Consider the following 26100-nt stretch of genomic DNA (forward strand, 5'->3'; position numbering starts at 1 on the left):
TTAGCTGCGCACGCTCTTGGCGATGCCGTCGAGCAGGCCGTTGACGAAGCCGGCCTCGCGCTTGTCGTAGAAGGCGTGAGCGACATCGACATATTCGCTGATGACGCTCGCCGTGGGCACGTCGGCGCGGGCCAGCAGCTCATAGGTGCCGGCGCGCAGGATCTGCCGCATCGGCTTGTCGAGGCGCTCCATCGACCAGCCCTTGGCCAGCCGGTCGATGATATGCTGGTCGATCTCGTCGCGGCGCGCGTCCACGCCCTTCACCACATCATCGAAGAAGGCCTGTTCGGCCGGGTGATAGGTCACGTCCTCGATGGTTGCGCCAAGGCGGTGCTGATGGAACTCGTGGAGGAGCAGCGGCAACGGCGTGCTTTCCATCTCCTGCTGGTAGAGCGCCTGCACGGCCGCTAGCCGCGCCGCAGAGCGGGACTTTGATTTCGTTGGCTTCATTGCGTCCTTCATATCGGTTCGGGCGCGCGATGGATACGGGATTTCACCATCCCGTTCCGCGCGCCCCTGCATCGGGTCTGTCTATTTCAGCCGCACCGCCACGCTGGCCGCGTGGGCCGGCAGCCCCTCCGCCTGCGCCAGCGCCAGCGCTGCCGGGCCGATGGCGCCGATGGCCCGCGCATCGAGCTGCAGGAAACTGGTGCGCTTCATGAAGTCCAGCACGGAAAGCCCGGAGGAGAAGCGCGCGCGGCGCCCGGTCGGCAGCACATGGTTCGGCCCGGCGACATAATCGCCGATTGCCTCCGGCGTCATCCGGCCCATGAACACCGATCCGGCATGGCGCACCTTGTCGAACAGCGGCTGCGGATCGTCCACGGCCAGTTCGAGGTGCTCGGGCGCCAGCCGGTCGACCAGCGGCAGCGCGGCCTCAAGGTCCGGCACCAGGATGATCGCGCCATTATTGGTCCAGCTCACCCGCGCGCGAGCGCCGGTTTCGAGCCGATTGAGCCAGTCCTCGACCGACGCGGCCACCGCCTTGGCAAAGGCCGCATCGTCAGTGAACATGATCGACTGGCTGGTCTCGTCATGCTCCGACTGGCTGAGCAGATCGGCAGCGATCCATTCGGGATCGTTCTTGCCGTCCGCGACCACCACGATCTCGCTCGGCCCCGCCACCATGTCGATGCCGACAACGCCGTAAACCTGCCTCTTGGCTTCCGCGACCCAGGCATTGCCCGGCCCGACGATCACGTCCACCGGCTTGATCCGCGCCGTACCATAAGCCAGCGCAGCGACGGCCTGCGCGCCACCGACGCGCCAGATTTCGCTCACGCCAGCGATGTGCGCCGCCGCCAGTACGGCAGGGTTGAGCTGCCCGCCCGGCGTCGGCGACATCATCACGATGCGCTCGACCCCCGCCACCTTGGCCGGAATCGCATTCATCAGCAGCGAGCTGGGATAGGCGGCCAGCCCGCCCGGCACGTAGATGCCTGCCGCTTCCACAGCGTTCCACCGCGCGCCGAGCCGCACGCCGGCCTCGTCGGTCCAGCCGGCATCTTCCGGCTTCTGCTTTGCGTGATAGGTGGCGATCCGCTCAGCGGCGAGATTGAGCGCATCGCGCAGCGGCGCATCGATCTGCGCATAGGCCTGGGCGCATTGTTCGGCGCTGATCGACCAACCCTGCGCATCAAGATCGAAACGGTCGAACCGCGCGGTCAGGTCGGCCAGCGCGGAGTCCCCCTCGGCCCGCACGCGCCGGACGATATCGCGCACAGCCTGTGCGACATCCTCATCCGCCTCGCGCCGGGCGTTGACCAGCGCCTCGAACTGCGCAGCGAACCCCGCATCACGGGCATCCAGCTCAAGCGGCACGGCTGGCCTCCACGGCAGCGCGGAAGCGCTCGACCATCGGCACCAGCTCGGCAGCGCGCATCTTCATCGCCGCCCGGTTGACGATGAGTCGCGCGGAAATGTCCATGATCTTCGCGGTTTCAACGAGGCCATTGGCCTTGAGCGTCGCGCCGGACGAGACGAGATCGACGATCCGCCGCGCCAGCCCGAGCGAGGGCGCCAGTTCCATCGCGCCATTCAGCTTCACGCACTCGGCCTGGATGCCCAGCGCCTCATAATGCGCGCGGGTGAGATGCGGATATTTGGTCGCGACGCGGACATGGCTGGCCGCCCCGAGCACCTCGGGCACCGCATCGGCCGGCTCGGCGACAGACAGGCGGCAATGGCCAATATCGAGATCGACCGGCGCATAAAGCTCGGAATAGCCGAACTCGGCGATCACGTCCGACCCCACAATGCCGACCTGCGCCGCGCCATGCGCGACGAAGGTCGCCACATCGAACGCGCGCACGCGGATGATGGACAGGCCCTCGACATTGGTCGCGAACCGCAGCGCCCGGCTTTCCTTCTTATGGAACTCCGCCTCGGGCTCGATGCCCGCGCGCGCCAGCAGCGGCAGGGCCTCTTCGAGAATGCGTCCCTTGGGAATGGCGAATGTGATGGAGCGGCTCATAGCCGGCGCGCTTTAGGCCCTCACGCGCGAAACTGCAATTGCGGGCCGCATTCGCTCCTCAAGGCAACGGATTGGCGCCCGAGGCATTGGTCAAAGAGATAAGAAGGAGACTGATGACATGGGTAAAGGTATCTTGCTGTGGCTGATCGGGATCCCGATTCCCATCATCATCCTGCTCTATCTGCTTTTCTGAGGGGTTTTAGCACAGACATCGGCGTCTCTGCCGTTCGCCCTGAGCTTGTCGAAGGGCCGTCCTTCCTTCAAAATGGCTTCATGTCGTTCTGGGTTTACATGCTGCATTGTCAGGGAGGCGCGTTTTATGTGGGCCATACCGATGATATTGAGCGTCGTATCAATCAGCACCAATCCGGCGAAATTGCTGGGTTTACGCAGCACCGGCGACCGTTAATGCTGGTCTGGTCTGAGCAGTTCTCAACCCGGATCGAGGCGCTGGAAATGGAACGAAGGCTGAAAGGCTGGTCTCGGGCGAAGAAGATGGCCCTCATTCGTGGCGATTGGGAGACGATCTCCCGACTGACCAAAGGCCAGAAGAACAGCCCTTCGACAAGCTCAGGGCGAACGGATGGGTAGGTCTCCGTTGACCGCAGGGCGACCTCACCCCACCCATTAACGGGCTGATTTTATGTCCCGATAAATACCGTTATTAGCTGAGCTTGTTGAAGCCATCTCAATCCTCGAACGGATCGCGCACCAGGATCGTGTCCTCACGCTGTGGCGAGGTTGAGACGCTGGCGACCGGGCATTCGATCAGCTCTTCGATGCGGCGGATATATTTGATGGCCTGCGCCGGCAGGTCCGCCCAGGAGCGGGCGCCGACGGTGGTGCCTTCCCAGCCCTCCATCTCTTCATACACCGGCTCGACTGCGGCCTGATCGGCCGCGTGCGCGGGCAGATAATCGATGATTTCGCCATTCAACCGGTAGCCGGTGCAGATTTTGATCGTCTCGAACCCGTCGAGCACGTCGATCTTGGTGAGGGCAATGCCGGTGACGCCGGAAAGCGCGCAGGTCTGGCGGACCAGCACCGCGTCGAACCAGCCGCAGCGGCGCTTGCGGGCCGTGACGGTGCCAAATTCATGGCCGCGCTGACCGAGACGCTCGCCGGTCTCGTCCACCAGCTCGGTCGGGAACGGGCCGGAGCCAACGCGCGTGGTGTAGGCCTTCACGATCCCCAGCACGAAGCCCGCCGCACTCGGCCCCATGCCGGAGCCCGAGGCGACCGTGCCGCTCACCGTGTTGGAGCTGGTGACGAACGGGTAGGTGCCGTGGTCCACATCGAGCAGCACGCCTTGCGCGCCCTCGAACAGGATGCGCTTGCCGCCCTTGCGCACATCGCGCAGCCGCTTCCACACCGGCTCGGCGAACTGCAGCACGAAGGGCGCGATCTCGCGCAGATCGGCGATCAGCTTGGTCCGATCGATGGGGGGCTCGCCAAAGCCGGCGCGCAGCGCATCATGATGGGCGCAGAGCCGATCGAGCTGCGGCTCCAGCGAATCGAGATGAGCGAGATCGCAGACCCGGATCGCACGGCGGCCGACCTTGTCTTCATAAGCCGGCCCGATGCCACGGCCGGTGGTGCCGATCTTGCCCTTGCCGGCGGCCGTCTCGCGCAGGCCGTCAAGATCGCGGTGGATCGGCAGGATGAGCGGGCAATTGTCGGCGACGGCGAAATTGTCGCGCGTCACATGCACGCCCTGACCCTGCAGCTTCTCGATCTCGGCCTTGAGCGCCCAGGGATCGAGCACCACGCCATTGCCGATGATGGAGAGCGTACCCGTGACGATGCCCGAAGGCACGAGGCTGATCTTGTAGACCTGCTCGCCGACGACGAGCGTGTGCCCGGCATTGTGACCGCCCTGGAAGCGCACGACGCAATCGGCGCGGCTGGCCAGCCAATCGACAATCTTGCCTTTGCCTTCATCGCCCCACTGGGCGCCGATCACGGTTACATTTGCCATGGATACACGTCTCCGCCTGCCAGGCGGATCGCGACCACCCTTCGACAGGACTCGGTGGTCGGACTGGATCAAAGCGGGCGCGCCATCGCACCCGGTCCGGGGCGCCCGTTAGCCGCTCGATGGACCTTCCGTCAAGGCAGGTGCGGCGAGCAGGCATGTCAGGAGATGGGACCATTCACCAGCAGCAAACTTCCGTTCATCGCATTGTAAGGCAAAGTTCCCGATCAAAAGGCCTGGCGTTTTCGAAAGTCAGGCTCATGATTCGCTCTCATTTACATGGCGTCACCCTCATCGCCGCAATCGTGGCCACGGTCGGCGTCACCAGCCTGCCCGCCGATGCAAGCCTGCGCGATCGCATTCGCGAGCGCATGGCCGGGCGGATGCAGCAGGATATCGCAGCCGACAAGACGGTGGACGGGCGCGAAATGGCCTATGGGCGCGACCCGGCGCAGACCCTCGCCTTCTGGCCCGCTGTTGGGCAGAGGTCCGCGCCGGTGCCCCTCGTCCTCTTCGTGCATGGCGGCGGATGGCAGCATGGTAACAAGACCAATGCCACGGGCCAGCGCAAGGTCGCGCATCTGACGGCGCAGGGCTATGCGCTCGCCTCCATCGACTACCGGCTGGTGCCGCAGGCGACGGTCGAGCAGCAAGCGGCGGATGTGGCCAGCGCCCTCGCCTATGTCATCGCCCACGCGGACAAGCTGAACATCGACCCCCGGCGGATCGTGCTGATGGGGCATAGCGCGGGCGCGCATCTCGTCGCATTGGTGGGCACGGACCCGCGCTATCTGCGCGAGGCCGGTCTGGCACCAGATGCCGCCGCCGGCATCGTGGCGCTGGATGGCGCCGCATATGACGTGCCGGCCCAAATGAAGTCCGGGCCGCGCATCATGGGCAAGACCTACACGGAGGCCTTCGGCAACGATCCGGCCCGGCAGAAGGCTCTCTCTCCGACGCTGCACGCCGCCGCACCCAATGCGCCGGCCTTCCTCATCTTCCATGTCGACCGCGAGGATGGCACCGCGCAGGCCCGCGCGCTGGCCGAGGCTCTGCGCAAGGCCGGAACGCCGGTGCAGATCGACCGGTTCGAGGGCAAAGGCCTGCAGGGCCACATGGAAATCAATCGCCGGCTGGGCGACCCGGATTATCCCGCCACGCCGGTGCTCGACAAGTGGCTCAAGGCGCTCTTCGCGCGCTGAGCGCGCCATAAGCCGGCGATAAGGGTCGCAATCGCGGTCGCGCCGGCCTATCATGCCCGCCCCAGCAAGAACGCCCCGGAGATAGACCCATGCGTGTTTTCCTGATCGGCCTGGCCACGCTCTCGCTCGCTGCCTGTGGCGGCGGCGCCAGCCAAGAGAATAGCGCAGGCGCAGCCAACAATGCCGCGCTGGCCCGCAATGCGATGGACAACGCCGCCAACGCGATCGACCATGTCGCGGCCATCGAAAATCTCTCCGAAACGCAGCAGCAGGCGGTCTTCCTGCGCGCCATTCGCGATGCCGATATTTCCTGCCGCGACGTCACGAAGGTCGAGCGGCTCGAGCCGGAAGGCGGCGTGCCCACCTGGCGCGCCCAGTGCGATCAGGGTGATGCTCATCTCATCATGGTCCAGCCGGACGGCAATGCGCAGGTCATGTCGCGCCCCACTCGCTGACCGCCCTGCCGGCAGGGTCGTCAGCCAGGCCATTGCACTTTGCCGATGAGTCTCTAGCATCCTGAGCGGCCGGACAATCAAGCCGCAGGGGACGCGTCATCAGCCTGATATTGAGCGAGAGCAAGCGGCTGCGCATCGGCAGCATGATGACCTTCTATGTGGCGCAAGGGCTGCCGCTCGGCCTTTTCCTGACGGCGGTGGCAGCCTGGCTTGCCTCTAACCAGATGCCGCCTGCCGCCATCGCCTCGCTGGTGGCGACCGCCTATCTGCCGTGGAGCTTCAAGTTCATCGGCGCGGCGCTGATGGATCGTTACGCCTATCTGCCAATGGGGCGGCGACGCGCCTGGCTGATCGGATCACAGACCGTCATCCTGATCGGCCTCACCGTCGCCGCGATTGCCGCACCGGGGCCGCAGGATCTCGGCCTCATCACCGTGCTCGGCGTGCTGATCTTCTCCGGCGGCGCCATTCAGGACGTGGCGGTCGATGGCCTCGCGGTCGATATCCTTCCAGATGAGGAACAGGGAACGGCCAGCGCCTTCATGTTCGGCGGACAAGCGCTGGGCATGGCCATTGGTGGCGCGATGGGGGGCTATCTGCTCCAGCATTATGGCGCCGCGATCGCCTTTGCCGCCTTCCTGCCCTTCAATGCCGGCTTCCTGCTGCTCGCTCTGGTGCTGCGCGAGCGGCCGGGCGAGAAGCTGCTGCCATGGACAAAAGGCCGGGCCTCGGCCGAGGCGCTGAGCGCCCATGGCCTGCCCTGGCTGCGCATCCTCGCCATCACCTTCCGCTCGATGATCAAGCGCGACAGTCTGGTGCTGCTCGCCGCCAGCGTGCTCGGCCGCGCGGTGGGCGGGGCATTCACTGCCTTCTGGCCGGTCTTCGCGACCACACAGGCGAATTTCAGCACCAGCAGCTATTCGGGGATGGTCGCCACGGTCGGCCTGCTGGTGTCGATCTCCTGCATGGGCGTCGGCTCCCTCCTCGTCGGGAAGATCGGGCCGCGCCGCGCGACCGTCATCACCTATGCCGGCTATGCGATCATGTCGCTGGTCTTCCTGCTCTCGCCCGAGGTCGCGATGATCGGCACCGTCTTCGTGTTGCTCTCCATCGGGCGCGAGGCGACGGACATTCTGACGTCGATCAGTTCCAACCCGCTGCGGATGCGTCTGTCCGACAAGCGGGTCGGCGCCACCCAGTTCACGATCTATAATTCGCTGTCCAACCTGCCGGTCGCGCTGGGCGCCAGCCTTTATGCGTGGATCTATGGCGCGAGCGGCCTTGCCTGGCTGATGGTCATCCTGATCGCGATGACGGTGCTGAGCTGCGTCATCTTCGCCATGCTGCGCATCGGTGAAGTGGCTGACACGCCCGCCTCCAATGAGGACGACCTCATCCCGGTGATTAACTAGCCGGCGAGGGACGGGCCCGCTAGATCGTCAGCCGGCCTCGCAAAATGTCCGGTAGGTATGCAGCTCATGCACGCCGGTAACGATGCCGAAGCGGTTCATATACTCTTCCGCCTCGCGCGCCGCCTCGCGGAAATCATAGGTCGCGCCGATGGGCTTGGTGTGTCGGAGCGCCGTTCCGTCGACGACGCCCGTCTTCCAGCCTTCTTTCTCCGCGAGCACCGGCCACACCGGGTCCAACCCCCAGCCATATTTCAGCGAGGGGAAGGGAAAGACGATGTCGAACACTTCGCGGCGAAAGGCGACCAAAGGGCCGACCTCCGTAAAGTTCGTCTCACGCACCAATACGCCCTTGCGCCGCCGCATGATGTCCCACCCCCAATAAGAGTAGGCGCGCTGCGCGGGGCCGCAGATCTTCAGCTCGGCATATTCGGCGAGCGCAAGGAAAGTGTCCATGAACTGGTCGGGCAGTTCGACATCGTCGTCGGTCATTACCACCCAGTCGAATTCGCTAAGGTCATGCCGCGCCAGGAGGACGTTGGTGTTGTCCAGCTTGCCGAGATTATCGACGCCCTTGCTGTCAAAGGTGATGCGGTGTCGCTCGCTCTGCATCCGAGCATAGATTTCGCCCAGCGATTGCGGCGAGCGGTTCGATTGAACGCCAACCACGAGAACCCGCAAGCTCGGCAGGGACTGGAAGTGCTGGGAAGCCCGAAAGCGGGCAATTTTGGGATCGATGGCGCGATCGTGGAAAACGTCCACCACCCGGCCTGAGAGATTCCTCGCGGTTCGACTCGCCCGACCCTTGATCCTTTTCAAAATTGCCATGAACGCACTCCCGCAAACCGTCACTCGCCCTACGACATGGGAGTTGACGTTTTATTCACGGCAAAGCGCACAGGATCGTCAGCCCGCCTCGTAAAATGTCCGGTAGGTATGCAGCACATGCACGCCGGTGACGATGCCGAAGCGGTTCATATACTCTTCCGCTTCGCGCGCCGCCTCGCGGAAATCATAGGTCGCGCCGATGGGCTTGGTGTGCCGGAGCGCCGTGCCGTCGACGACCCCGGTCTTCCAGCCTTCCTTCTCCGCAAGCACCGGCCAGACGGTGTTGACGCCCCAACCGTATTTCAGCGAGGGGAAGGGAAAGACGATGTCGAACACCTCGCGGCGGAAGGCGACCAGCGGGCCGACCTCCGCAAAGTTCGTCTCGCGCACCAACGCGCCCTTGCGACGGCGCATGATCTCGCGGCTCCAATAAGAATAGCCGCGCTGCGCGGGACCGCAGATCTTCAGCTCGGCATATTCGGCGAGCGCAAGGAAAGTGTCCATGAACTGATCGGGCAGTTCGATATCGTCATCGGTCATCACCACCCAGTCGAACGCGTTGAGATCATGCCGCGCGAGGAGGACGTTGGTGTTGTCCAGCTTGCCGAGATTATCGACGCCCTTGCTGTCAAAGGTGATGCGGTGGCGGTCGCTTTGCATCCGGCCATAGATTTCGCCGAGCGATTGCGGCGAGCGGTTCGATTGAACGCCGACCACGAGAACCCGCAGGCTCGGCATGGACTGGAAGTGCTCGGAGGCCCGAAAGCGGGCGATTTTGGGATCGATCGCCCGATCATGGAAAACATCCACCACCCGACCTGAAAGGTTCCTGGCGATTCGATTCGCCCGACCCTTGATCCTTTTCAAAATTGCCATGGACGCACTCCGCAAGCCGCCACTCACCTCTAAGCCATGGGAGTTGACGTTTTGTTTCACGGTAGGGCTCGCGGCCCTTATGCGATGGCCATCTCCGCGCCTTCCGTTTCCGCGATCCAGCCGCCACCGAGCACCCGGTCTCCATCGTAGAGCACTGCCGCCTGACCCGGCGCCACGCCAAATTCTTCGCTCTCGAAGAGCAACCGGTCGCCATCCAGCCGGGCGGGAACGGGACGGGCCATGGACCGCACCTTGGCGCTCAAGCTTCCATGGAACGTCCCGCCGAGCCAGTTGATCTCGTCAAGGCGCGCGGCGCGCACGGCCAGTGCCGCTTTCGGCCCGACGATCACCCGGCGCTGCTCGGCATCCAGGCGCACGACATAGAGCGGTTCTGCGAGGCCGCCGATCTCCAGCCCACGCCGCTGGCCCACCGTATAATGGATCAGGCCCTTATGCGGCCCCAGCACACGGCCATCGATATGGACGATCTCCCCCGCATCATCGGCTTCGGGCCGGATTTTCCGCACCACGCCCGCATAGTCGCCATCGGGCACGAAGCAGATGTCCTGACTGTCCGGTTTGAGCGCAACCCCAAGCCCCAGTTCTGCCGCGATCTGCCGGACGACCGGCTTTTCCATGCCACCGAGCGGAAAGCGCAGATAATCAAGCTGGTCCTGCGTCGTGGCGAACAGAAAATAGCTCTGGTCCCGCGCGGGATCGACAGCGCGATGCAGCTCGGCGCCGGCCGGACCTGCCACGCGCCGGACATAATGGCCGGTGGCCAGGCAATCGGCACCCAGATCGCGGGCCAGCGCAAACAGGTCGGTGAACTTAACGCCCATATTGCAGCGGACACACGGAATGGGCGTGCGTCCGGCCAGATATTCGTCGGCGAAACGGTCCATCACGCTTTCGCGGAAGCGGCTTTCATAATCAAAGACATAATGCGCGATGCCGAGCTTGTCTGCGACCGCCCGCGCGTCGCGAATGTCCTGCCCGGCGCAGCAGCTTCCCGTCCGCCCCACGGCGGCGCCATGATCGTAAAGCTGCAGCGTGACGCCGATCGTTTCCGCGCCCGACCGTGCGGCCAGCGCCGCAACCACGCTGGAATCCACGCCGCCGGACATGGCGACGATGATGCGCTTGCCCTGCAGAGGCATTGGAAGCTGAAAAAGTCCGTCCATCGGCGCCATATAAGCGCATTGGGGCGCAGCGACCAGCACCCGCAACCCATGACCAGCGAGTAAAGACCGTCCGTCGCGGTCTATGCACCGGTAATCTCACCTAACAACCTGTCACCACGGCCTTTACGAGCGCTTATCTTTTGGCTGCTAGCAGGGTGGCCATGGACATAAGTGCCAACCTCGATGATCAGGCCCTGCCTGTCGCCCTGGCAAGCGGACGCAGCCCCCGGATCCCGGATCTGCGCCTGCTGCTCACGGTTCACGCCGCGCGCCAGGATACGACACCGACGGCCCGGGCCATTCGTGAAGCCGATCTTCCGGTCGTGCTTGCGGATGAGCCGTCACGGCTGAGCCTGATCTTTGCATCGAACACACCGAGCCCAGCAACGCTGCAACGCGCGGCGGGATCGTTCAATGCATCCGTGGCGGCATTCATGGCGGTGGGGACCAATGGTGAAGGCGCCGTTCACTCTGGCGGTTAGCCGGAGTGAAAAGCTTTGGGGTCAACATCATGAGCAAGAAGACCGTGTCAGACCGATCCCCGTCGGTGAATGAGGAAAGAATGATCGAGAACCAGAAGATTCGCCCTGCTCAAGTTGTCGGCCCTCTCGGTGAGCCGCTGACGCTTGACTCGCTGCCGCCCCCGTCGACCACCCGCTGGGTAGTGCGTCGCAAGGCGGAAGTCGTGGCGGCCGTCAATGGCGGCCTGCTGACAGTGGACGAAGCCTGTGCGCGTTACGATCTGACGCTCGAGGAATTCGCCAGCTGGCAGCGCGCGGTGGACCGGTCCGGCATGCCGGGTCTGCGGGTCACGCGGATCCAGCATTACAAGTCGCTTTACGAGCGCCAACAGCGCTTTTGAGGCAGCGCGGGGTCTCTTTCGCGCTTCCCAAAGAAACAGGCCCGCCCGAGCCATCGGCGCGGGCCTTTCTTTATGGGCGTTTGCTGGAGGCCCCAACTTCCTGTCTCCGCCAGCGGCGCCAAAACCACGCGGCAGTCATCATCGCCAGCCCGGGCAGCCAGATCAGCAGCAGTTCGGAGTAGACCGTCTCCAGCCCGCGCGCCGAGAAGAAGCGCGCGCCGATCGGGGAGACGCGGATCGGCTGCCAGTCGAGGAACAGCCGCTGATGGTCGAACGGCCATAACAGCATCACGCCCTGCCCGCCGTCGGTCAGCATATCGAGCAGAGGATGGGACGCTGCGCAGGCGAACAGAAAGGCAAAGGCCGCTGGATGCCGCGCGCGCGGCCAGACCAGCGCGACCAGGCCGACCACGCCGAGCGCAAACGCCAGCGAATGGGTAAAGCCTCGATGCCCCCATTGGCTGGCATAGCCGATGCCGAGGGGAAATCCGATCACATCGAGGTCCGGCAGGGCAGCGAGCGCCCCACCGATGATCGCAAGGGCTGGCGCAATCCGGCGCCGGCCTAGCGCACCGCCGGCGAACAGGGAAATGGCGGCATGGCTGAAGATGGTCGGCATGTCGCCTCTCTGCGCGACTTTCGGCTGTCAGCCAACCGCCATCGTCGACGCTTAATAGCCGACCGTCAGTCCCACGGACACATAACGGTCCCCGACATTGCCCTTCACGGCAACGCGGGGCAGCAGGGGCATGGCGACGGTGCCATAGACGCGCGGCTCCTCGCCGCTGATCCGCGCGCCGATGCCGATGCGCAGGGACATAGGGATCTGATAAGCCGCTTCCACCCGGCCATAGGCAGCCGTGCCGCCATCGCGCAGATAAACCCCGGCGGCCGGCGTGAGGCTGAAGCCTGCAAAGTCCACCGCATAACCAGCGCCCAGTTCAGCACCCCAGCGCCCATTGGCGCGGGCATAATTGCCCTCCGCCCCAAGCCCTTCTGCCTGCGCGGGGACGGCAAGACCCGCAAGAAGAAGCCCCGTGCAAGAAATCAACGCGGTGCGAATGGTCATTGTCATGGGGAACTCCGGGAAACTGGCTTCGCGATCGGCTAGACGGGCAGTTCCGCAGCAGCAACGTTGCGGGGACGAACCGAGTCGCCGGCGCGACGGACAGACTCCGGCCCCCCCGCGAGCCATCGCGCACAGTTCCGCGCGAAAAGTGGCAAGGCTCCAGGCACCCTTTTGCGTTGCAACCGTAATGATAGCCGTTACGCCTCAGGGTTCCGATGGCGATTGAAACGGGGAAAGCATGATCGAAGCAGGCCGCCTACAGCCCCACCCTCGCGGACACGTCGAGGCGGGGGTCGCGGGGAGCGCGTCGGCATGAAGGGCAATTATTGGCGGGCTGCCAAGGCCGCGAAAGCCTGCGTGATCGTCGACGCGGAAGACTATTTCCGGTTCGCGCGGCAGGCCATGATCCGCGCCCGCAAGCGCATCATGCTGGTCGGCTGGGATTTCGATGCGCGGATCGAACTGGCGCACCGGGAAGACGGGCAACCCGATGGTCCGGAACCGACCACCATCGGCGATCTCATATACTGGCTGGTCGAGACCAATCCCGAGCTCGAAGTCTATCTGCTGCGCTGGGATCTCGGCGCCATTGGGTCGCTGTTCCGGGGCAAGACCATCTTCACCGTGGCCAAATGGGCCATCCATCCGCGCATCCATGTGAAGCTGGACGCTCATCACCCCACCGGCGGGTCGCATCATCAGAAGATCGTCGTGATCGACGATTGCTTCGCCTTTTGCGGCGGGATCGACATGACCGGCGACCGGTGGGACACGCGCGCGCATCGCGACGAGGAACCCGAGCGACATCGCCCCGGCAAAGGGCCGGCCTACATGCCCTGGCACGATGCCACGACCGCGCTGCAGGGGCCGGCGGCGGCGGCGCTGGGCGAGCATTCGCGCGACCGCTGGAAGCGGGCGACCGGGCAGACCATTGCCGGCATCCGCAGCAAGCATGACGTTTGGCCGGAAGCGCTGCCGGTGCAATTCGAGGATGTGGAGGTTCTCATCGCCCGCACGGCACCCAAAATGCCGGACCAGCGCGAGGTGACCGAGATCGAGCAGCTCTATATCGAGCAGATCGGGCGCGCGAAGCGGTGGATCTATGCCGAAAGCCAGTATTTCGCCTCCCGCCGCATCGCCGAAGCCATGGCCCGGCGACTGGACGAGCCGGACGGGCCAGAGATCGTGATCGTCAATCCCGAGGCCGCGCAAGGCTGGCTCGAACCGCTGGCCATGGATACCGCGCGCGCCCGACTGGTGGCCGCGCTGCGGCGGCGGGACAAGCATGGCCGGTTCCGGCTCTACCACCCCGTCACCCGCGATCAGGAGCCGATCTACGTCCACGCCAAGGTGATGATCGTGGATGATATGATCCTGCGCGTCGGCTCATCCAACATGAATGCCCGCTCCTTGCGGCTCGATACGGAATGCGACGTGGCCGTGGACTGCTCGCGGCCGAGCAATTCTGGATGCAGCGCCGCCATCGCGGAGGTTCGCAACGATCTGCTGGCCGAGCATCTCGATGCCAGCATCGCACAGGTCGAGAAAAAGCTAGCCGCCAGCGGATCGCTGATCGAGACGATCGAGGCGCTCCGCTTCAAGGGCCGGAAAAATGCAAAGAGCCGCCGGCGCACGCTGGTGCCCTATGAGATTCCCGACCTCACAGGCGTCGAGGCTTGGCTGGCGGACAACCAGATCCTCGACCCCGAAGGGCCGGACGACATGTTCGAAGCCCTCAGCAACCGCGGCCTGCTGCGCCGCCTCTCCGGCTGGCGCCGTAGCAGGGGCTGATCCTCCCCAACGATCAAGCGGGTAGCGCGGCACAGCCCGATTGTGGGCCTCACCCGGCTTGCTTCCGCGCGCGAAGGGCCTAAACCTGTAATCGATTGCGAACACCTTAGGGCAAGGAGAGGAACATGACAGGTTCGCGTGGAGAGGGCGCAAGTCGTCGGGCGCTTCTGCAAGGGCTTGTCGCCACCGGTGCCTTAGCCAGCGGGGCGCGACCGGCGCAGGCGAGTCCCGGAGCCATCGGCGGGCGCGGTCCCATTCTTACCGGCACAGGCATGGCGGATGTCGAGACCGCCAGCGGCCGGGTGCGCGGCTTCATGCGGGGCGGGATCACCATGTTTCGCGGTATCCCCTATGCCGACACGACCGGCGGCGCCAATCGCTTCCTCCCGCCCAAGCCAGCCAAGCCCTGGACCGGCGTGCGCAGCAGCCTCGCCTATGGGCCGATCTGCCCGCAGGACAAGGGCACAGGCCGCCAGAATGACGAAGAGGCGTTCATTTTCCAGTGGAATGACAGCTTCGACGGCGAGGATTGTCTGCGCGTCAATAGCTGGACGCCCGGCACGGACAATGCCCGACGCCCGGTGATGGTCTGGCTCCACGGCGGCGGATTTGTCGCCGGCTCCGGGCACGACATCCCCGCCTTCGAGGGCTATAATCTCGCCCAGCGGGGCGATGTGGTGGTCGTCACGCTCAATCACCGTCTCAACCTGCTCGGTTTTCTCGACCTCTCCAGCGTGGACCCGGCCTATGCGCAGTCCGGCAATGTCGGCATGCTGGATATCGTCGCGGCGCTGCAATGGGTGAAGCGCAATATCGAGGCCTTTGGCGGCGATCCCGGTCGGGTCACGATCTTCGGCCAGTCCGGCGGCGGCGCCAAGGTTTCGACGCTGATGGCCATGCCCGCCGCGCGCGGCCTGTTTCACCGCGCGATTGTTCAGAGCGGGTCCTTTGCAAAGGCCACGCCCCACGCCCAGGCCCGTAAGCTGGGGGAACTCATGCTGGCGGAGTTGGGCATCGGCAAAACCGATCTGCGCGCCTTGCACTCCTTACCCTATGATCGCTTGCTGGCGGCGAGCTCGGCCATCTTCCGCCGGGAGAATCCGCCACTGCCCGAAGGCGGCTCCATGGAGGCTCGGACCCGCGGCCGCTACGGCTTTACCCCGGTAGTGGATGGCGCGGTGCTGCCCGCCAATCCCGACGCCCCGCAGTCCCTTGCGCTGTCGGCTGATGTGCCGCTGATCGTCGGCACGACCCTCAACGAGTTCACCACCGGGATCAACCAGCCGGACTTTTTCACGATGAGCGAGGCGGAGCTGCTGAACCGGGCTGATCGATACACGGGAGGGCGCGGCGCGGCGGTGGTGGCCGCGTTTCGTCGGACGACGCCGGAGGCCCTGTCCTGCGACATCTGGTCACGCGTCGCCACCGCACCGATCCGCCAGACCGCCATCGATCAGGCGAGCGGCAAGGCCGCGCTGCGTCGCGCCCCGGCATGGCTTTACAGCTTTGATCGGAGCACGCCCGTGCTGGACGGGCGTCCGCGCGCATTCCACTGCGCGGAAATCCCCTATGTCTTCGCCAATGCCGAACGATGTGCCAGCATGACCGGTGGCGATGCCGCCGCCCTTAAACTGGAGGCCGAAATGGCCGACGCGTGGATTGCTTTCGCGCGGACGGGCAATCCCAATCATGGCGGGCTGGCGCAATGGGACGCCGTGGTGGGCCATGGCGCGCAGACCATGCGGTTCGACACCGTCTCGGCCATGCGAACGGGTTGGGACGAGTCCGAGCTCGGCGCGATGAAAGGCTGACGACCCACGCCCGATCGACTGTAAGGAAAAGGGGGCGACCTTGCGATCGCCCCCGTCTGTGCTCTCCGACCGGTGAGGGCCGGCAGACGCTGTGAATCAAGCTACGGCTTATTTCTCTGGCGTCGCCAGAGCGCGGCGCAGGGCTTCGATGCGGGCCTTGTTGAATTGCTTGGCCTGCGGCGAGTCCGGCGCCATGGCGTCAAAGCCATGATAAGCCGAGGGGACGACGAGCAACTCGGTCGGCACGCCGGCCTCGGTCAGGCGACGGGCATAGTCGATGTCTTCGCTCACGAAGAGATCGACACCGCCGACAGCGATGAACGCGGGCGGCAGACCCTTGAGCGAAGCAGCGCGCGCCGGCACGGCGGTGGCCGGCACCTTGTTCGTGCCCGGCTGCTGGCCGAGGAACGCCTTCCAGCCGAGCTGGTTCTGCTGCGCGTCCCAGCCGACTGTGGCGATGTGCGAAGGCACCTTCACCACGCCGCCGGTGCGATCATCCAGCATCGGGTAGATGAGCACCTGGAAAGCAACCGGGATTTCGCCGCGGTCGCGCGCGGTCAGTGCCAGCAGCGCCGCATGGCCACCACCGGCGCTCTCGCCCATCACGGCGATCCGCTTGGGATCGAGACCGAGCTTGGCGGCATTGTCATGCATCCAGCGCAGGCCGGCATAATTGTCTTCGATGGACCCGGCATAGGTCGTTTCCGGCGCGAGGCGATATTCGACGGAGACGATGACCACGTTCAGTTCCTTGGCCATCTCCTGCAGGCGACGCACGTCCGTGGCGGCCGTGCCGAGGATGTAGCCGCCGCCATGCGTGTGCAGGATGCCGCCGCGCCAGGCGCCTTCCTGCGCATTGATGACGTACAGCTTGACCTGCGGCGCGCCGGCCGCACCGGGGATCATCTGCTCGACGACCGGAACGTCGCGGTGATGCGGCGGCGGGGGCGGCCCCATGCGGCCCGACGTGCGCGAGGCGCGTACGCTTTCCTCGTTCATCGGCCCCATCAGGGTCGAGTAATACAGCGCCATGCGTGCAGCGCCGTGCAGTTCCGGCGCGACGGGCGCGAGCTTGGCTGCATCCTCCGCGCTCAGCGGGGCCGCCATGACGGCGGCGGGATCGGGCAGCGGCTGGGCGCTGGCCATGTGGGCGGGGCCGGTCGTGGCGAGCAGCGCCGCCACCAGCCAGGCCGAGGATCGGTTCAGAAACTTCATGATTGCGTCTCCTGTCGCATGAGTCAGATCAATGATCGCTGGCGCCGGCGGCGCCGATGCCGGTCTCGGACCGGATGCGCTGGGCAGTGTAGCCCGCGCGGTCCACCTGCGCCCGCGCGCTGCGGTCGAGCGTCGAGATCAGCCAGATGGTGAAGAAGGCCAGCGGCATCGACACCAAAGTGGGCGAGGCCAGCGGGAAGATGGGGTGCGCAGCGCCAAGCTGGCCGACCCAGATCACCGGCGAGAGGATCGTCAGCGCCAGCGCGGTCAGCGTGCCGATGGCCGATCCCCAGGCGACGCCGCGCGTCGTGCAATCCTTCCACAGGATAGAGAGCAAGAGGGCGGGGAAGTTGCCAGAAGCAGCCACGGCGAAGGCCAGGCTCACCATGAACGCCACATTCTGCTTTTCGAACGCGATCCCCAGCCCGACCGCGATCAGGGCCAGCACCAGCACGGTAACCCGCGACAGGCGCAGCTCGGTCGCCTGGTCGACATTGCCCTTGCGGATGACCGAGGCATAGAGATCATGCGCGATGGTCGAGGCGCCGGAAAGGGTAAGCCCGGCCACCACTGCCAATATGGTGGCGAAGGCGACCGCCGAGACGAAGCCCATGAACACCTCGCCGCCCACCGCGTCCGCGAGATGGACGGCAGCCATGTTGCTGCCGCCACGTAGCCCGCCGCTCAAGGCATCGAGATAGGACGGGTTGCTGCCGACGAACACGATCGCGCCAAAGCCGATGATGAAGGTGAGCACATAGAAATAGCCGATCCAGCCCGTCGCCCACAGCACGGAGGCGCGCGCGGTGCGGGCATCGCGCACCGTGAAGAAGCGCATGAGGATATGCGGCAGGCCAGCGGTGCCGAACATCAGCGCCATGCCGAGCGAAATCGCAGACAGCGGGTCCTTGATGAAGCCGCCGGGTGCGAGAATGCCCCGCGCGCTCGCCGCCGCTGCATCGGCGCTGGCGCCTGCGGCCAGCGCAATCGCCTGCTTGGCGGCGACGGCCTGCTCGAACAGCGTGTCCAGCGAAAAGCCGACGCGATACAGCACGGCGAGCGACATGAAGGTGGCGCAGCCGAGCAGCATAACTGCCTTGATGATCTGCACCCAGGTCGTCGCAATCATCCCGCCAAACAGCACATAAGCGGTGATCGCGAGGCCGATGATGCCGACCGCATAAGGATAGGGAATGCCGAACAGCAGTTGGATGAGCTGCCCCGCGCCGACCATCTGGGCGATCAGATAGAACAGCACCACGGTGAGCGAGCTGAAGGCGGAAGAAATCCGCACCGGCGTCTGCGCGAAGCGGAACGCGACGGCATCGACAAAAGTGTACCGGCCCAGATTGCGCAACCGCTCGGCGAGCAGGAACAGGATGATCGGCCAGCCGACCAGAAAACCTGTGGAGTAGATCAGCCCATCATAGCCATCGGCATAAATCTGCGCGGAGATGCCGAGGAACGAGGCGGCGGACATATAGTCGCCGGCGATGGCCAGACCGTTCTGCCGACCGCTGATGCCGCCGCCAGCCGTATAGAAGTCACTCGTCGTGCGCGTCCGTCGCGCGGCCCAGGCCGTAACGCCCAGAGTGACGATGATGAACAGGCCGAAGGTGACCACGGCCGGCATATTGGGACCGCCATTGCCCGGCGTCTCCGCGCGGGCGATCCCGGGCATGAGCGCGCCGATAGCCACCATGAGGGCAAGCGCCGCCCAGCGCGAACCGCTCACAGGCGATGCTCCGCGCGCAGCGCATCCAGCTCGGCATCGAACCGGCGGTTGGCAATCCACACATACAGGCCGGTCAGCGCGATGCCCGAGAGGATCACCGCCATGCCCAAAGGCACGCCAATGGTCGTCGTCATGCCCGGCAATGGCTGGCCAAGAATGGTGCGCCCGAACGCCACCAGCAGGATGAAGCCGAAGAAGATCGCCATCATCACGCCGCTCAGAATCCAGCCGAGGCGGCCACGGGCCTTGACGAGAGCCTGATAGTGCGGATCGCGACTGATGGCCGCAAGTTCATGATCGCCATCCAGACCCATCAGCCACTCCCCTCGCCCGCCACATTTATGTGTGACAGGCTATTGTCCATCGATTGCAAGTCAATCCCTCATCCGGCGGCTGGGGACTTTATCCACATCGGTCGCCCAACTCTGCCCGGCCAGGTGTGCAGGATGGCCGGGCAGAGGGTTCGGGCGACCCGAACTCGTAGGTCTGAAAACGATTTTGCAATCGATTGCCATTCAATACACGGGAGTTTCGGCTGTGACAAGCGTGGGTTAGAATCGGCGATGGGGCCAATTTTATTGGAAGGTTCGCGACACGTTCGCCGGGCGATATGAGCCTCGGCTTCATCAACCGCCCTCTTTCAGGCTGATGAATCCATCTGCCCCAGAATTTCGACGGTGCGTTCGTCCGGGCTGCCAAACCAGCGCTCGATTGCCGCGCGGAAGATCGGCCTGTCCTCAACGCTGTTAAACAGCGTCAGCGACGACCTGAGCTTGATCGCGTCGATGGTCCCGAAGACTTGCTCAGCGCTGGAGCCATCCAGCTCCTGTAATGCGATGACGCATTCCTCATAGCGCGGGCCGAGGACCGGGTGCGCCAGATAGGCTTTGGCTTCGGTGCGCGAGCGGATCGCGAAGTGCTGCGCCGTGGGGCTGATCCCCAGGCCCGCAATCTGCGGAAACATGAACCACATCCAGTGCGTTCGTTTTGCACCGCCGCGGATTTCCGCCAAGGCCTGCGCGTAGCGTCCCTGCTGGGCGTCGACAAATCGGTTCAGATCGAATGGATCGCTGGTCATCCCGCACATTGGCAGTGGGAGCCTGTAAAGCCAACCTATCCCGAGCGGTGCTGACAGGCGGGCAGTGCCGCGCCTGTCTGCCACCCACGATAATTTGGAAGCCAATTCGCGGCTGCTGCGTTCGGCCAGCATGGGATTATCCAATCAGCAGGTGCGAAGGACGACGATGCCATGGATCGATCGGAGGAGTGGCACGTCTCTCGACGCGGCGTGCTGGTTGGCGGCTCGGCCACGGCGGCGACCATGAGCCTGAACAACGCCGATGCTCGGCAGCCCTTGCCGCAACCACGCGAGGCGATGGTCGAGGTTGCCCTGAGCGTGAATGGTCAGCCGCACAGGTTCCAAACCGACACGCGCACCACATTGCTCGATGCGCTGCGCGAAGAGCTCAAACTCACCGGCACGAAAAAAGGCTGCGACCATGGCCAGTGCGGCGCCTGCACCGTGCTGATCGACGGTGTCCGGATCAACAGCTGCTTGACGCTCGCGGTGATGCATGATGGCGACAAGGTCACCACCATCGAAGGACTGGGCACGCCAGACCAGCTCCACCCGATGCAACGCGCCTTCGTCAAGCATGATGGCTATCAGTGCGGCTATTGCACGCCGGGCCAGATCTGCTCTGCGGTGGCCATGCTGGATGAGATTGCCGCGGGCGTGCCGAGCCATGTCACCGATGATCTGTCGGCCCAACCGCAACTCAGCAACGCTGAACTGCGCGAGCGGATGAGCGGCAATATCTGCCGCTGCGGCGCCTATTCCAACATTGCCGAGGCGATTACCGAAGTCGCGGAGGCCAAGGCATGAGACCGTTCACCTATGAGCGCGCGACCTCGCCCGCTCAGGCCGCGACGGCCGTCTTGAGCCAGCAGGGCGCGCGCTTCATTGCCGGCGGCACGAACCTGCTGGACCTCATGAAGCTGCAGATCGAAACGCCGACTCATCTGGTCGATGTGCAGGATCTGGAACTCGATCAGATCACGCAAGAGACCGATGGCGGCCTGCGGATCGGCGCGCTCGTCACCAACACGGCGCTGGCGGCGGATCGGCGCGTGCGCAGCGATTATGCGGTCCTGAGCCGGGCCATTCTGGCCGGCGCATCCGGGCAGCTGCGCAACAAGGCGACCACCGGCGGCAATCTGCTGCAAAGGACCCGCTGCCCCTATTTCTACGATACCAACCAACCCTGCAACAAACGTCAGGCCGGGACGGGCTGCGCGGCCATTGAGGGCGCCTCCCGCCAGTTGGCAGTGATTGGCGGCAGCGCTGCCTGTATCGCGACGAACCCGAGCGACATGGCGGTTGCGATGCGGCTGCTTGATGCGCGCGTGGAGACGGTCGATGCACAGGGCAATGTCCGGTCGATCGACATTGCCGACTTCCACAAATTGCCCGGTGAGACGCCGCATGTGGAAACCGCGCTGGCGCCTGGCGAATTGATCACGGCCGTGCTGCTGCCCAAGCCTATTGGCGGCCAGCATGTCTACCACAAGGTGCGTGATCGGGCCTCCTATGCCTTTGCGCTCGTGTCGGTGGCGGCGATCCTCCAGCCGGATGGCTCTGGCCGCGTTGCGGTGGGCGGGATCGCGCCCAAGCCCTGGCGCACGGACGCCGCGGATGCCGCGCTCCCGCAAGGGGCGGAGGCAGTGGCCCGGCACCTCCTCGCCGGCGCCGCGCCGACCAGGGACAATGCATTCAAGATCGAGCTGGTCGAGCGGACGCTCGCCGGCATCTTGCACGACGCGAAGGGTTGATGCCGTGAAGTTCGATGCCCCCGCCACCCAGAACCCGATCGATCAGCTCAAGGTCGTCGGCAAGTCCAGCGATCGCATCGACGGGCCGCTCAAGACAACGGGGCGCGCACCCTATGCCTATGAGCGGCATGATGTCGCCGCGAACCAGGCCTATGGTTTCGTCGTCGGCGCGGCCATCGCCAAGGGGACGATCCGGTCTTTCGATCTGGTCGACGCTAAGGCCGCGCCTGGCGTGCTCTCGATCATCACCACGTTGGACCATAAGCCACTGCCGCTCGGCGACCAGAACACCGCCAATCTGTTCGGCGGAGCGAAGATCCAGCATTATCATCAGGCGATCGCGCTGGTGGTCGCCGAGACCTTTGAGCAGGCCCGCGCGGCCGCATCGCTGATTCAGGTCGATTATGTCCGGGAAGATGGCAAATTCGATCTCGAGCGTGAGGCGCCCCGGGCCGAGCCCGTTCCGGACGAGGACGAGACCAACAAAGCCGGCGATTTCGCAGCCAGCTACGCCAAGGCTGAGGTCAAGCTCGACCAGCGCTACAGCACGCCGGACGAGAGCCATGCGATGATGGAGCCGCACGCCACCATCGCCGCGTGGGAGGGCGAGAAGCTCACCGTCTGGACGTCGAACCAGATGATTGCCTGGGGCAAGCGCGATCTTGCCAAGGCCCTATCGCTCAAGCCCGAGCAGGTGCGGCTCGATTCCCCCTATGTCGGGGGCGGCTTTGGCGGAAAATTGTTTCTGCGCTCCGATGTTGTTCTTGCGGCGCTGGGGGCCAAAACGGTCGGGCGGCCGGTGAAGCTGGCCCTCACGCGGCCGATGATCATCAATAACACGACCCATCGACCCGCGACGCTGCAGCATATCCGGATCGGCGCGAATAAGGATGGGCGCATTCTCGCGATCTCGCATGAGAGCATTTCGGGAAACCTGCCGGACGGCGAGCCGGAGACCGCCGTCCAGCAAACCAAGCTTTTCTACGCGGGGGAAAGCCGGGAAGTCGCCATGAAACTGGCGCAGCTCGATCTCCCGGAAGGCAATGCGATGCGCGCGCCTGGCGAAGCGCCGGGGCTGATGGCGCTGGAGATCGCCATGGATGAAATGGCCGAGACGCTGGGAATGGACCCGGTGGAATTTCGCATCCTGAACGATACGCAGGTCGACCCGATGAAGCCCGAGCGTCCCTTTTCAGCGCGTCATTTCGTCGAATGCCTCAGGACCGGCGCGGAGCGCTTCGGATGGCACAAGCGCAAGGCGACCCCCGGCTCCGTGCGTGAGGGCCGCTGGCTGATCGGCATGGGCGTGGCCGGCGGCCTTCGCAACAATCAGCTGACCAAATCCGCGGCACGGGTCCGGCTGTCGGGCGACGGCAAGGTCACCGTCGAGACCGATATGACCGATATCGGCACCGGCACCTACACGATCATCGCCCAAACCGCCGCCGAGATGATGGGCGTGGACCTGGGCGACGTCATCGTGAAATTGGGCGACTCTGATTTCCCCGCCGCGGCGGGCTCCGGCGGCCAATGGGGCGCTGCCAACTCGACGGCTGGCGTCTATGCCGCGTGCATCAAGATGCGCGACCAAGTGGCGGCGCGCTTGGGGCTGAACAATGCGGATGTGACGTTCGCCGATGGCGAAGTCCGCTCGAGCGATCGCGCCGTGCCCTTGCGCCACGCCGCGCGCGATGGGGAGCTCGTCGCCGAAGATGGCATCGACTATGCCGACGACTTCGCCGACCGGGCGCAGCAATCCACCTTCGCTGGTCATTTCGTGGAGGTCGGGGTCGACGCCTTCACGGGCGAAACCCGCATCAGGCGAATGCTCGCTGTGTGCGATGCCGGGCGCATCCTCAACCCCAAGTCAGCGCGAAGCCAGGTGATCGGCGCCATGACCATGGGCACAGGCGCGGCCCTGATGGAAGAACTCGTCGTCGACAAGCGGTTCGGCTTCTTCGTCAATCATGACCTCGCGGGTTACGAAGTCCCGGTCCATGCCGATATTCCGCATCAGGATGTCATCTTCCTCGATACCACCGATCCCTGGTCCACGCCGATGAAGGCGAAGGGGGTGGGAGAACTGGGCATTTGCGGCGTGGGAGCCGCGGTCGCCAACGCCATCTACAATGCCACCGGCGTGCGGCTGCGTGATTATCCGATGACCTTGGACAAGCATCTCTCGCGCTTACCGAAGGCGGTTTAGGCTGGTGCGGATGAGGCTTTAGTGAAGTAGCGCGGGACGGCCTGAGATAAGGCGCGAGGAAGACATGTCGCGGCGGCCAAGTCATGGTTACGAGGCGTGCTATCCCCTGTTTTCATCGAGGTCCTGCTCTGCTGCCTCTGATGTTGGACGAAGGGGCTCAATCGTCGCCCGAGATGACTATTCGGCGTTCTTACGAAGAAACATGCGCGTGGCTCCTGAGGTTGGGTCCGCTAATGACGCATGTTGGTGGTTTCTCCGGCCGGCTGACTATGGGATTTAGCAAAACCGCTGAAATAGGCTTTTAAATTTGCGTCGGCGACAGGTTCAAGCAAGCTTGCCACCTGCTCTTCAAGGGTCGAGCCCTCGTTGACGTCGCCACCCCGCTGAAATCCCATCTCCCAACGCGCGAACGACCGTGCCGCGATTGCCTTGTTATTCAGTTGGACCACAGCATAGTGACGCTGATCCTTTGAAATGCGGGAGAACGTCGAATTGACGGCATCTTCCGGGCCTTCGAGAACCTGAAGGAAGCGCCGATTCCCGACCACGAGCAAGCCCGTTACATCAGCGAGCCGATTATTCCGTCGGGACGCAACCAAAATGTCCTCAAGCTCCGCATCCGAAAGCGTTCGACGGACAGTGCTGATATATAAAAAGCGATGCATGGCAGGCTCCTTAGCGACCGGGCTAGGGATGCGATGTTAATCAAATACTTCCAGCGCGGTGAGCCGAGTGGAGACCCCATGATCGGCGGCGATTTAAATGGTGAAAATCCGTGCTCCGCTGGGTCGCACGCTGACGCTGATTGAAGTCCGCGGTGCCCAAATCAGGGTCATTCACCGCGCATGTTGGCTATGTGGGACTGGGCCGAGTTCGGGCATGAGGCGACCTTAGCTCCTGACCAAGAGGAATTACACTCGCCAAGCTTCTGACCAGCGCCGCAGGCCGGCCACGTGACCGCGCGAAGGGCGTCAAGGCAAGCATTGCTTGACCGATAAAACATGTAAACATATGTTTAAAGTGATCCCGCAACGCTGCGTCGTACCAGCCCAAGATGCAGAGAGCTGGCCGTGACAACCGCTCCTGGCCTGACGATCAGAGAGGATACAGATATGAAGATGCGATTGTTGGGTGGTCTTGGCCTTGTCACTGCCTCGGTGGCTGCCGGCGCCGCGCCCGCCGCTCTGCCGATCGCAAGCCGGGCAGAGGCCCCCAACACCCAGGTTCGGGTGGAGCGACGGTTGGTGCACTCGCAAGCCATTGCCGGCAATCTTCTCAGAACCTCCGCCGAGCGCGAGGTCTTTGTCATTCTTCCCCCGAGTTATGACCGCGAAGCCAAGCGGCGATACCCCGTGGTTTACGCCCTGCACGGCTTCTCCATCGACGCGGCGAGTTGGATGCAGAAACTCGATGCGGCCAGGCGGATCGCTGCAGCCTTTGCTGCGGGAGTGCCGGAGGTCATTGTCGTGTTCCCCGATGGGAGCAATGAGTATGGCGGGTCCTTCTATGGCAACTCCACTGTCACCGGCGACTTCGAGACATTCATAGCGGATGAATTGCCTGCCTATATCGACCGGGAGTTCCGCTCGATTCCAGAGGCGGCCGCGCGTGGCTTGATGGGGCATTCCATGGGCGGCTACGGCGTCGCGCGCATTGGCATGAAGCGCCCAGGGCGGTTTGGCGTTCTCTACATGATGTCGCCCTGTTGCCTGAGCGCTCTCGGAACGCAGGGATTGACCGCAAAAGAAGTGAGGGAGATCAACGATCTTGCATCCCCTCAGGCTGCCCGAGGCCTCCCGTTCAAATATGCAGGGCCACTTGCGACAGCGGCGGCCTTCTCGCCCAATCCGGCGAAGCCGCCGCTCTTTGTCGATCTGCCGATTACGGAACAGGGCGAGTCGCGCGAGGCGATCATGGCCAAGCGCGCAGCCAATGCCCCGCTCAGTTTCATCGACCAGTATGTCGCTGCTCTCAGGACCTATCGCGCCATTGGCATCGACGTCGGCGATCAGGACACGATCGTCACCGCAGCAACCGAGCTCCATAAAAACCTAGATAACTATGCTATAAGCAATCAACTGGACATTTATCCGGGCGATCACAGCAGTAAAGTTCCGGAAAGACTGCAAAAAGAAGTCCTCCCAGTCTTCTGAAAACATCTGAAAATTGTCGTAGAT

General features: G+C 64.3%; 26 protein-coding genes. 12 read left to right on the top strand and 14 right to left on the bottom strand.

Going from position 1 to position 26100, the window contains the following annotated elements:
• The 3 genes from nusB to hisG all read right to left on the bottom strand — a co-directional run bounded on the left by nusB (position 1) and on the right by hisG (position 2473).
• Positions 1–450, bottom strand: a complete 450-nt coding sequence (gene nusB, locus M2341_RS15370) for a transcription antitermination factor NusB (protein WP_264571892.1) — start codon at positions 448–450, stop codon at positions 1–3.
• A gap of 81 nt (positions 451–531) precedes the next feature.
• Entirely contained in the window at positions 532–1821 is a 1290-nt protein-coding gene (hisD, locus tag M2341_RS15375; RefSeq protein WP_264585833.1) for a histidinol dehydrogenase, read from the bottom strand.
• A complete protein-coding gene (hisG, locus tag M2341_RS15380) occupies positions 1811–2473 on the bottom strand; it encodes an ATP phosphoribosyltransferase (RefSeq protein ID WP_264579866.1) in 663 nt (220 codons plus the stop codon). Before hisG ends, hisD begins: the two co-directional genes overlap by 11 nt.
• A 138-nt stretch (positions 2474–2611) precedes the next feature.
• Here hisG and M2341_RS15385 point away from each other — a divergent pair, with 138 nt between their 5' ends.
• Positions 2612–3064: a GIY-YIG nuclease family protein gene (locus M2341_RS15385; protein ID WP_264585834.1), complete on the top strand. Its 453-nt coding sequence runs from the start codon at positions 2612–2614 to the stop codon at positions 3062–3064.
• A 97-nt stretch (positions 3065–3161) separates the two neighbouring features.
• On the opposite strand, the gene M2341_RS15390 is transcribed toward M2341_RS15385, so the two are convergent.
• A complete protein-coding gene (locus M2341_RS15390; RefSeq protein ID WP_264579867.1) occupies positions 3162–4451 on the bottom strand; it encodes an adenylosuccinate synthase in 1290 nt (429 codons plus the stop codon).
• A gap of 368 nt (positions 4452–4819) precedes the next feature.
• On the opposite strand from M2341_RS15390, the gene M2341_RS15395 reads away from it, so the two are divergent.
• The 3 genes from M2341_RS15395 (at position 4820) to M2341_RS15405 (ending at position 7517) form a co-directional block, all read left to right on the top strand.
• Entirely contained in the window at positions 4820–5650 is an 831-nt protein-coding gene (locus M2341_RS15395; protein WP_264586062.1) for an alpha/beta hydrolase, read from the top strand.
• 89 nt (positions 5651–5739) lie between these two features.
• Positions 5740–6105, top strand: coding sequence for a hypothetical protein (locus M2341_RS15400; RefSeq protein ID WP_264577265.1), 366 nt, complete (start codon positions 5740–5742; stop codon positions 6103–6105).
• Between the two features lie 110 nt (positions 6106–6215).
• Positions 6216–7517 carry an MFS transporter gene (locus M2341_RS15405; protein WP_264585835.1) on the top strand — a complete coding sequence of 434 codons (1302 nt, stop codon included), beginning with the start codon at positions 6216–6218 and terminating at the stop codon, positions 7515–7517.
• A 27-nt stretch (positions 7518–7544) separates the two neighbouring features.
• Here the strand turns inward: M2341_RS15405 and M2341_RS15410 are convergent, their stop codons facing one another.
• The 3 genes from M2341_RS15410 to mnmA all read right to left on the bottom strand — a co-directional run bounded on the left by M2341_RS15410 (position 7545) and on the right by mnmA (position 10402).
• Positions 7545–8276, bottom strand: coding sequence for a hypothetical protein (locus M2341_RS15410; RefSeq protein WP_264585836.1), 732 nt, complete (start codon positions 8274–8276; stop codon positions 7545–7547).
• Positions 8277–8420: 144 nt separating this feature from the next.
• Positions 8421–9155 carry a hypothetical protein gene (locus tag M2341_RS15415; RefSeq protein WP_264585837.1) on the bottom strand — a complete coding sequence of 245 codons (735 nt, stop codon included), beginning with the start codon at positions 9153–9155 and terminating at the stop codon, positions 8421–8423.
• 140 nt (positions 9156–9295) lie between these two features.
• The gene (gene mnmA / locus M2341_RS15420) at positions 9296–10402 is read right to left on the bottom strand and encodes a tRNA 2-thiouridine(34) synthase MnmA (RefSeq protein ID WP_264585838.1); all 1107 of its coding nucleotides are present in this window, start codon (positions 10400–10402) and stop codon (positions 9296–9298) included.
• A 161-nt stretch (positions 10403–10563) separates the two neighbouring features.
• On the opposite strand from mnmA, the gene M2341_RS15425 reads away from it, so the two are divergent.
• Together M2341_RS15425 and M2341_RS15430 are read left to right on the top strand one after the other, a co-directional pair.
• The gene (locus M2341_RS15425) at positions 10564–10884 is read left to right on the top strand and encodes a hypothetical protein (protein WP_264585839.1); all 321 of its coding nucleotides are present in this window, start codon (positions 10564–10566) and stop codon (positions 10882–10884) included.
• 80 nt (positions 10885–10964) lie between these two features.
• Positions 10965–11264 carry a DUF1153 domain-containing protein gene (locus M2341_RS15430; protein ID WP_181561284.1) on the top strand — a complete coding sequence of 100 codons (300 nt, stop codon included), beginning with the start codon at positions 10965–10967 and terminating at the stop codon, positions 11262–11264.
• A 70-nt stretch (positions 11265–11334) separates the two neighbouring features.
• On the opposite strand, the gene M2341_RS15435 is transcribed toward M2341_RS15430, so the two are convergent.
• Both M2341_RS15435 and M2341_RS15440 read right to left on the bottom strand, forming a co-directional pair.
• Positions 11335–11883 (bottom strand): metal-dependent hydrolase, encoded by a 549-nt coding sequence (locus M2341_RS15435; RefSeq protein ID WP_264585840.1) that lies wholly within the window; start codon positions 11881–11883, stop codon positions 11335–11337.
• 51 nt (positions 11884–11934) lie between these two features.
• The gene (locus M2341_RS15440; protein WP_413715630.1) at positions 11935–12339 is read right to left on the bottom strand and encodes a hypothetical protein; all 405 of its coding nucleotides are present in this window, start codon (positions 12337–12339) and stop codon (positions 11935–11937) included.
• Between the two features lie 306 nt (positions 12340–12645).
• Here M2341_RS15440 and M2341_RS15445 point away from each other — a divergent pair, with 306 nt between their 5' ends.
• Together M2341_RS15445 and M2341_RS15450 are read left to right on the top strand one after the other, a co-directional pair.
• Complete coding sequence (locus M2341_RS15445; RefSeq protein ID WP_264579875.1) at positions 12646–14124, top strand: phospholipase D-like domain-containing protein; 1479 nt, start codon at positions 12646–12648, stop codon at positions 14122–14124.
• Positions 14125–14249: 125 nt separating this feature from the next.
• Complete coding sequence (locus M2341_RS15450) at positions 14250–15935, top strand: carboxylesterase/lipase family protein (protein ID WP_264585841.1); 1686 nt, start codon at positions 14250–14252, stop codon at positions 15933–15935.
• 108 nt (positions 15936–16043) lie between these two features.
• On the opposite strand, the gene M2341_RS15455 is transcribed toward M2341_RS15450, so the two are convergent.
• The 4 genes from M2341_RS15455 to M2341_RS15470 form a co-directional block, all read right to left on the bottom strand.
• Complete coding sequence (locus M2341_RS15455; RefSeq protein ID WP_264585842.1) at positions 16044–17150, bottom strand: alpha/beta hydrolase; 1107 nt, start codon at positions 17148–17150, stop codon at positions 16044–16046.
• Positions 17151–17178: 28 nt separating this feature from the next.
• Positions 17179–18852 carry a cation acetate symporter gene (locus tag M2341_RS15460; protein ID WP_413715711.1) on the bottom strand — a complete coding sequence of 558 codons (1674 nt, stop codon included), beginning with the start codon at positions 18850–18852 and terminating at the stop codon, positions 17179–17181.
• 29 nt (positions 18853–18881) lie between these two features.
• Positions 18882–19199 (bottom strand): DUF485 domain-containing protein, encoded by a 318-nt coding sequence (locus M2341_RS15465; protein WP_264585844.1) that lies wholly within the window; start codon positions 19197–19199, stop codon positions 18882–18884.
• Positions 19200–19525: 326 nt separating this feature from the next.
• A complete protein-coding gene (locus tag M2341_RS15470; protein ID WP_319801061.1) occupies positions 19526–20095 on the bottom strand; it encodes a DUF1810 domain-containing protein in 570 nt (189 codons plus the stop codon).
• 39 nt (positions 20096–20134) lie between these two features.
• Between M2341_RS15470 and paoA the strand changes: the two genes are divergently transcribed.
• Genes paoA through paoC form a run of 3 tightly spaced genes read left to right on the top strand, consistent with a single transcriptional unit; the run spans position 20135 to position 23923 of the window.
• Positions 20135–20770: an aldehyde dehydrogenase iron-sulfur subunit PaoA gene (gene paoA / locus M2341_RS15475; protein ID WP_264585845.1), complete on the top strand. Its 636-nt coding sequence runs from the start codon at positions 20135–20137 to the stop codon at positions 20768–20770.
• Positions 20767–21717 (top strand): FAD binding domain-containing protein, encoded by a 951-nt coding sequence (locus tag M2341_RS15480; protein ID WP_264585846.1) that lies wholly within the window; start codon positions 20767–20769, stop codon positions 21715–21717. Before paoA ends, M2341_RS15480 begins: the two co-directional genes overlap by 4 nt.
• Before the next feature lie 4 nt (positions 21718–21721).
• The gene (gene paoC / locus M2341_RS15485) at positions 21722–23923 is read left to right on the top strand and encodes an aldehyde oxidoreductase molybdenum-binding subunit PaoC (RefSeq protein ID WP_264585847.1); all 2202 of its coding nucleotides are present in this window, start codon (positions 21722–21724) and stop codon (positions 23921–23923) included.
• 230 nt (positions 23924–24153) lie between these two features.
• On the opposite strand, the gene M2341_RS15490 is transcribed toward paoC, so the two are convergent.
• Positions 24154–24588, bottom strand: coding sequence for a BLUF domain-containing protein (locus tag M2341_RS15490; RefSeq protein ID WP_264585848.1), 435 nt, complete (start codon positions 24586–24588; stop codon positions 24154–24156).
• 447 nt (positions 24589–25035) lie between these two features.
• Here M2341_RS15490 and M2341_RS15495 point away from each other — a divergent pair, with 447 nt between their 5' ends.
• Positions 25036–26076, top strand: coding sequence for an alpha/beta hydrolase (locus M2341_RS15495; RefSeq protein ID WP_264585849.1), 1041 nt, complete (start codon positions 25036–25038; stop codon positions 26074–26076).
• Positions 26077–26100: the final 24 nt, after the last annotated feature.

It is taken from the genome of Sphingobium sp. B7D2B (genome assembly GCF_025961895.1).
Lineage (GTDB): Bacteria > Pseudomonadota > Alphaproteobacteria > Sphingomonadales > Sphingomonadaceae > Sphingobium.

Bases quoted from the DNA above. Each gene is read 5' to 3' on its own strand.
- hisG (WP_264579866.1), bottom strand. From the start codon at position 2,473: ATGAGCCGCTCCATCACATTCGCCATTCCCAAGGGACGCATTCTCGAA.
- M2341_RS15470 (WP_319801061.1), bottom strand. From the start codon at position 20,095: ATGCTGGCCGAACGCAGCAGCCGCGAATTGGCTTCCAAATTATCGTGG.
- paoA (WP_264585845.1), top strand. From the start codon at position 20,135: ATGGATCGATCGGAGGAGTGGCACGTCTCTCGACGCGGCGTGCTGGTT.
- M2341_RS15455 (WP_264585842.1), bottom strand. From the start codon at position 17,150: ATGAAGTTTCTGAACCGATCCTCGGCCTGGCTGGTGGCGGCGCTGCTC.
- M2341_RS15390 (WP_264579867.1), bottom strand. From the start codon at position 4,451: ATGGCAAATGTAACCGTGATCGGCGCCCAGTGGGGCGATGAAGGCAAA.
- nusB (WP_264571892.1), bottom strand. From the start codon at position 450: ATGAAGCCAACGAAATCAAAGTCCCGCTCTGCGGCGCGGCTAGCGGCC.
- mnmA (WP_264585838.1), bottom strand. From the start codon at position 10,402: ATGGACGGACTTTTTCAGCTTCCAATGCCTCTGCAGGGCAAGCGCATC.
- M2341_RS15495 (WP_264585849.1), top strand. From the start codon at position 25,036: ATGAAGATGCGATTGTTGGGTGGTCTTGGCCTTGTCACTGCCTCGGTG.
- M2341_RS15400 (WP_264577265.1), top strand. From the start codon at position 5,740: ATGCGTGTTTTCCTGATCGGCCTGGCCACGCTCTCGCTCGCTGCCTGT.
- M2341_RS15460 (WP_413715711.1), bottom strand. From the start codon at position 18,852: ATGGTGGCTATCGGCGCGCTCATGCCCGGGATCGCCCGCGCGGAGACG.
- M2341_RS15450 (WP_264585841.1), top strand. From the start codon at position 14,250: ATGACAGGTTCGCGTGGAGAGGGCGCAAGTCGTCGGGCGCTTCTGCAA.
- M2341_RS15445 (WP_264579875.1), top strand. From the start codon at position 12,646: ATGAAGGGCAATTATTGGCGGGCTGCCAAGGCCGCGAAAGCCTGCGTG.
- M2341_RS15395 (WP_264586062.1), top strand. From the start codon at position 4,820: ATGGCCGGGCGGATGCAGCAGGATATCGCAGCCGACAAGACGGTGGAC.
- M2341_RS15490 (WP_264585848.1), bottom strand. From the start codon at position 24,588: ATGCATCGCTTTTTATATATCAGCACTGTCCGTCGAACGCTTTCGGAT.
- M2341_RS15430 (WP_181561284.1), top strand. From the start codon at position 10,965: ATGATCGAGAACCAGAAGATTCGCCCTGCTCAAGTTGTCGGCCCTCTC.
- M2341_RS15480 (WP_264585846.1), top strand. From the start codon at position 20,767: ATGAGACCGTTCACCTATGAGCGCGCGACCTCGCCCGCTCAGGCCGCG.
- M2341_RS15440 (WP_413715630.1), bottom strand. From the start codon at position 12,339: ATGACAATGACCATTCGCACCGCGTTGATTTCTTGCACGGGGCTTCTT.
- M2341_RS15425 (WP_264585839.1), top strand. From the start codon at position 10,564: ATGGACATAAGTGCCAACCTCGATGATCAGGCCCTGCCTGTCGCCCTG.
- M2341_RS15435 (WP_264585840.1), bottom strand. From the start codon at position 11,883: ATGCCGACCATCTTCAGCCATGCCGCCATTTCCCTGTTCGCCGGCGGT.
- M2341_RS15465 (WP_264585844.1), bottom strand. From the start codon at position 19,199: ATGGGTCTGGATGGCGATCATGAACTTGCGGCCATCAGTCGCGATCCG.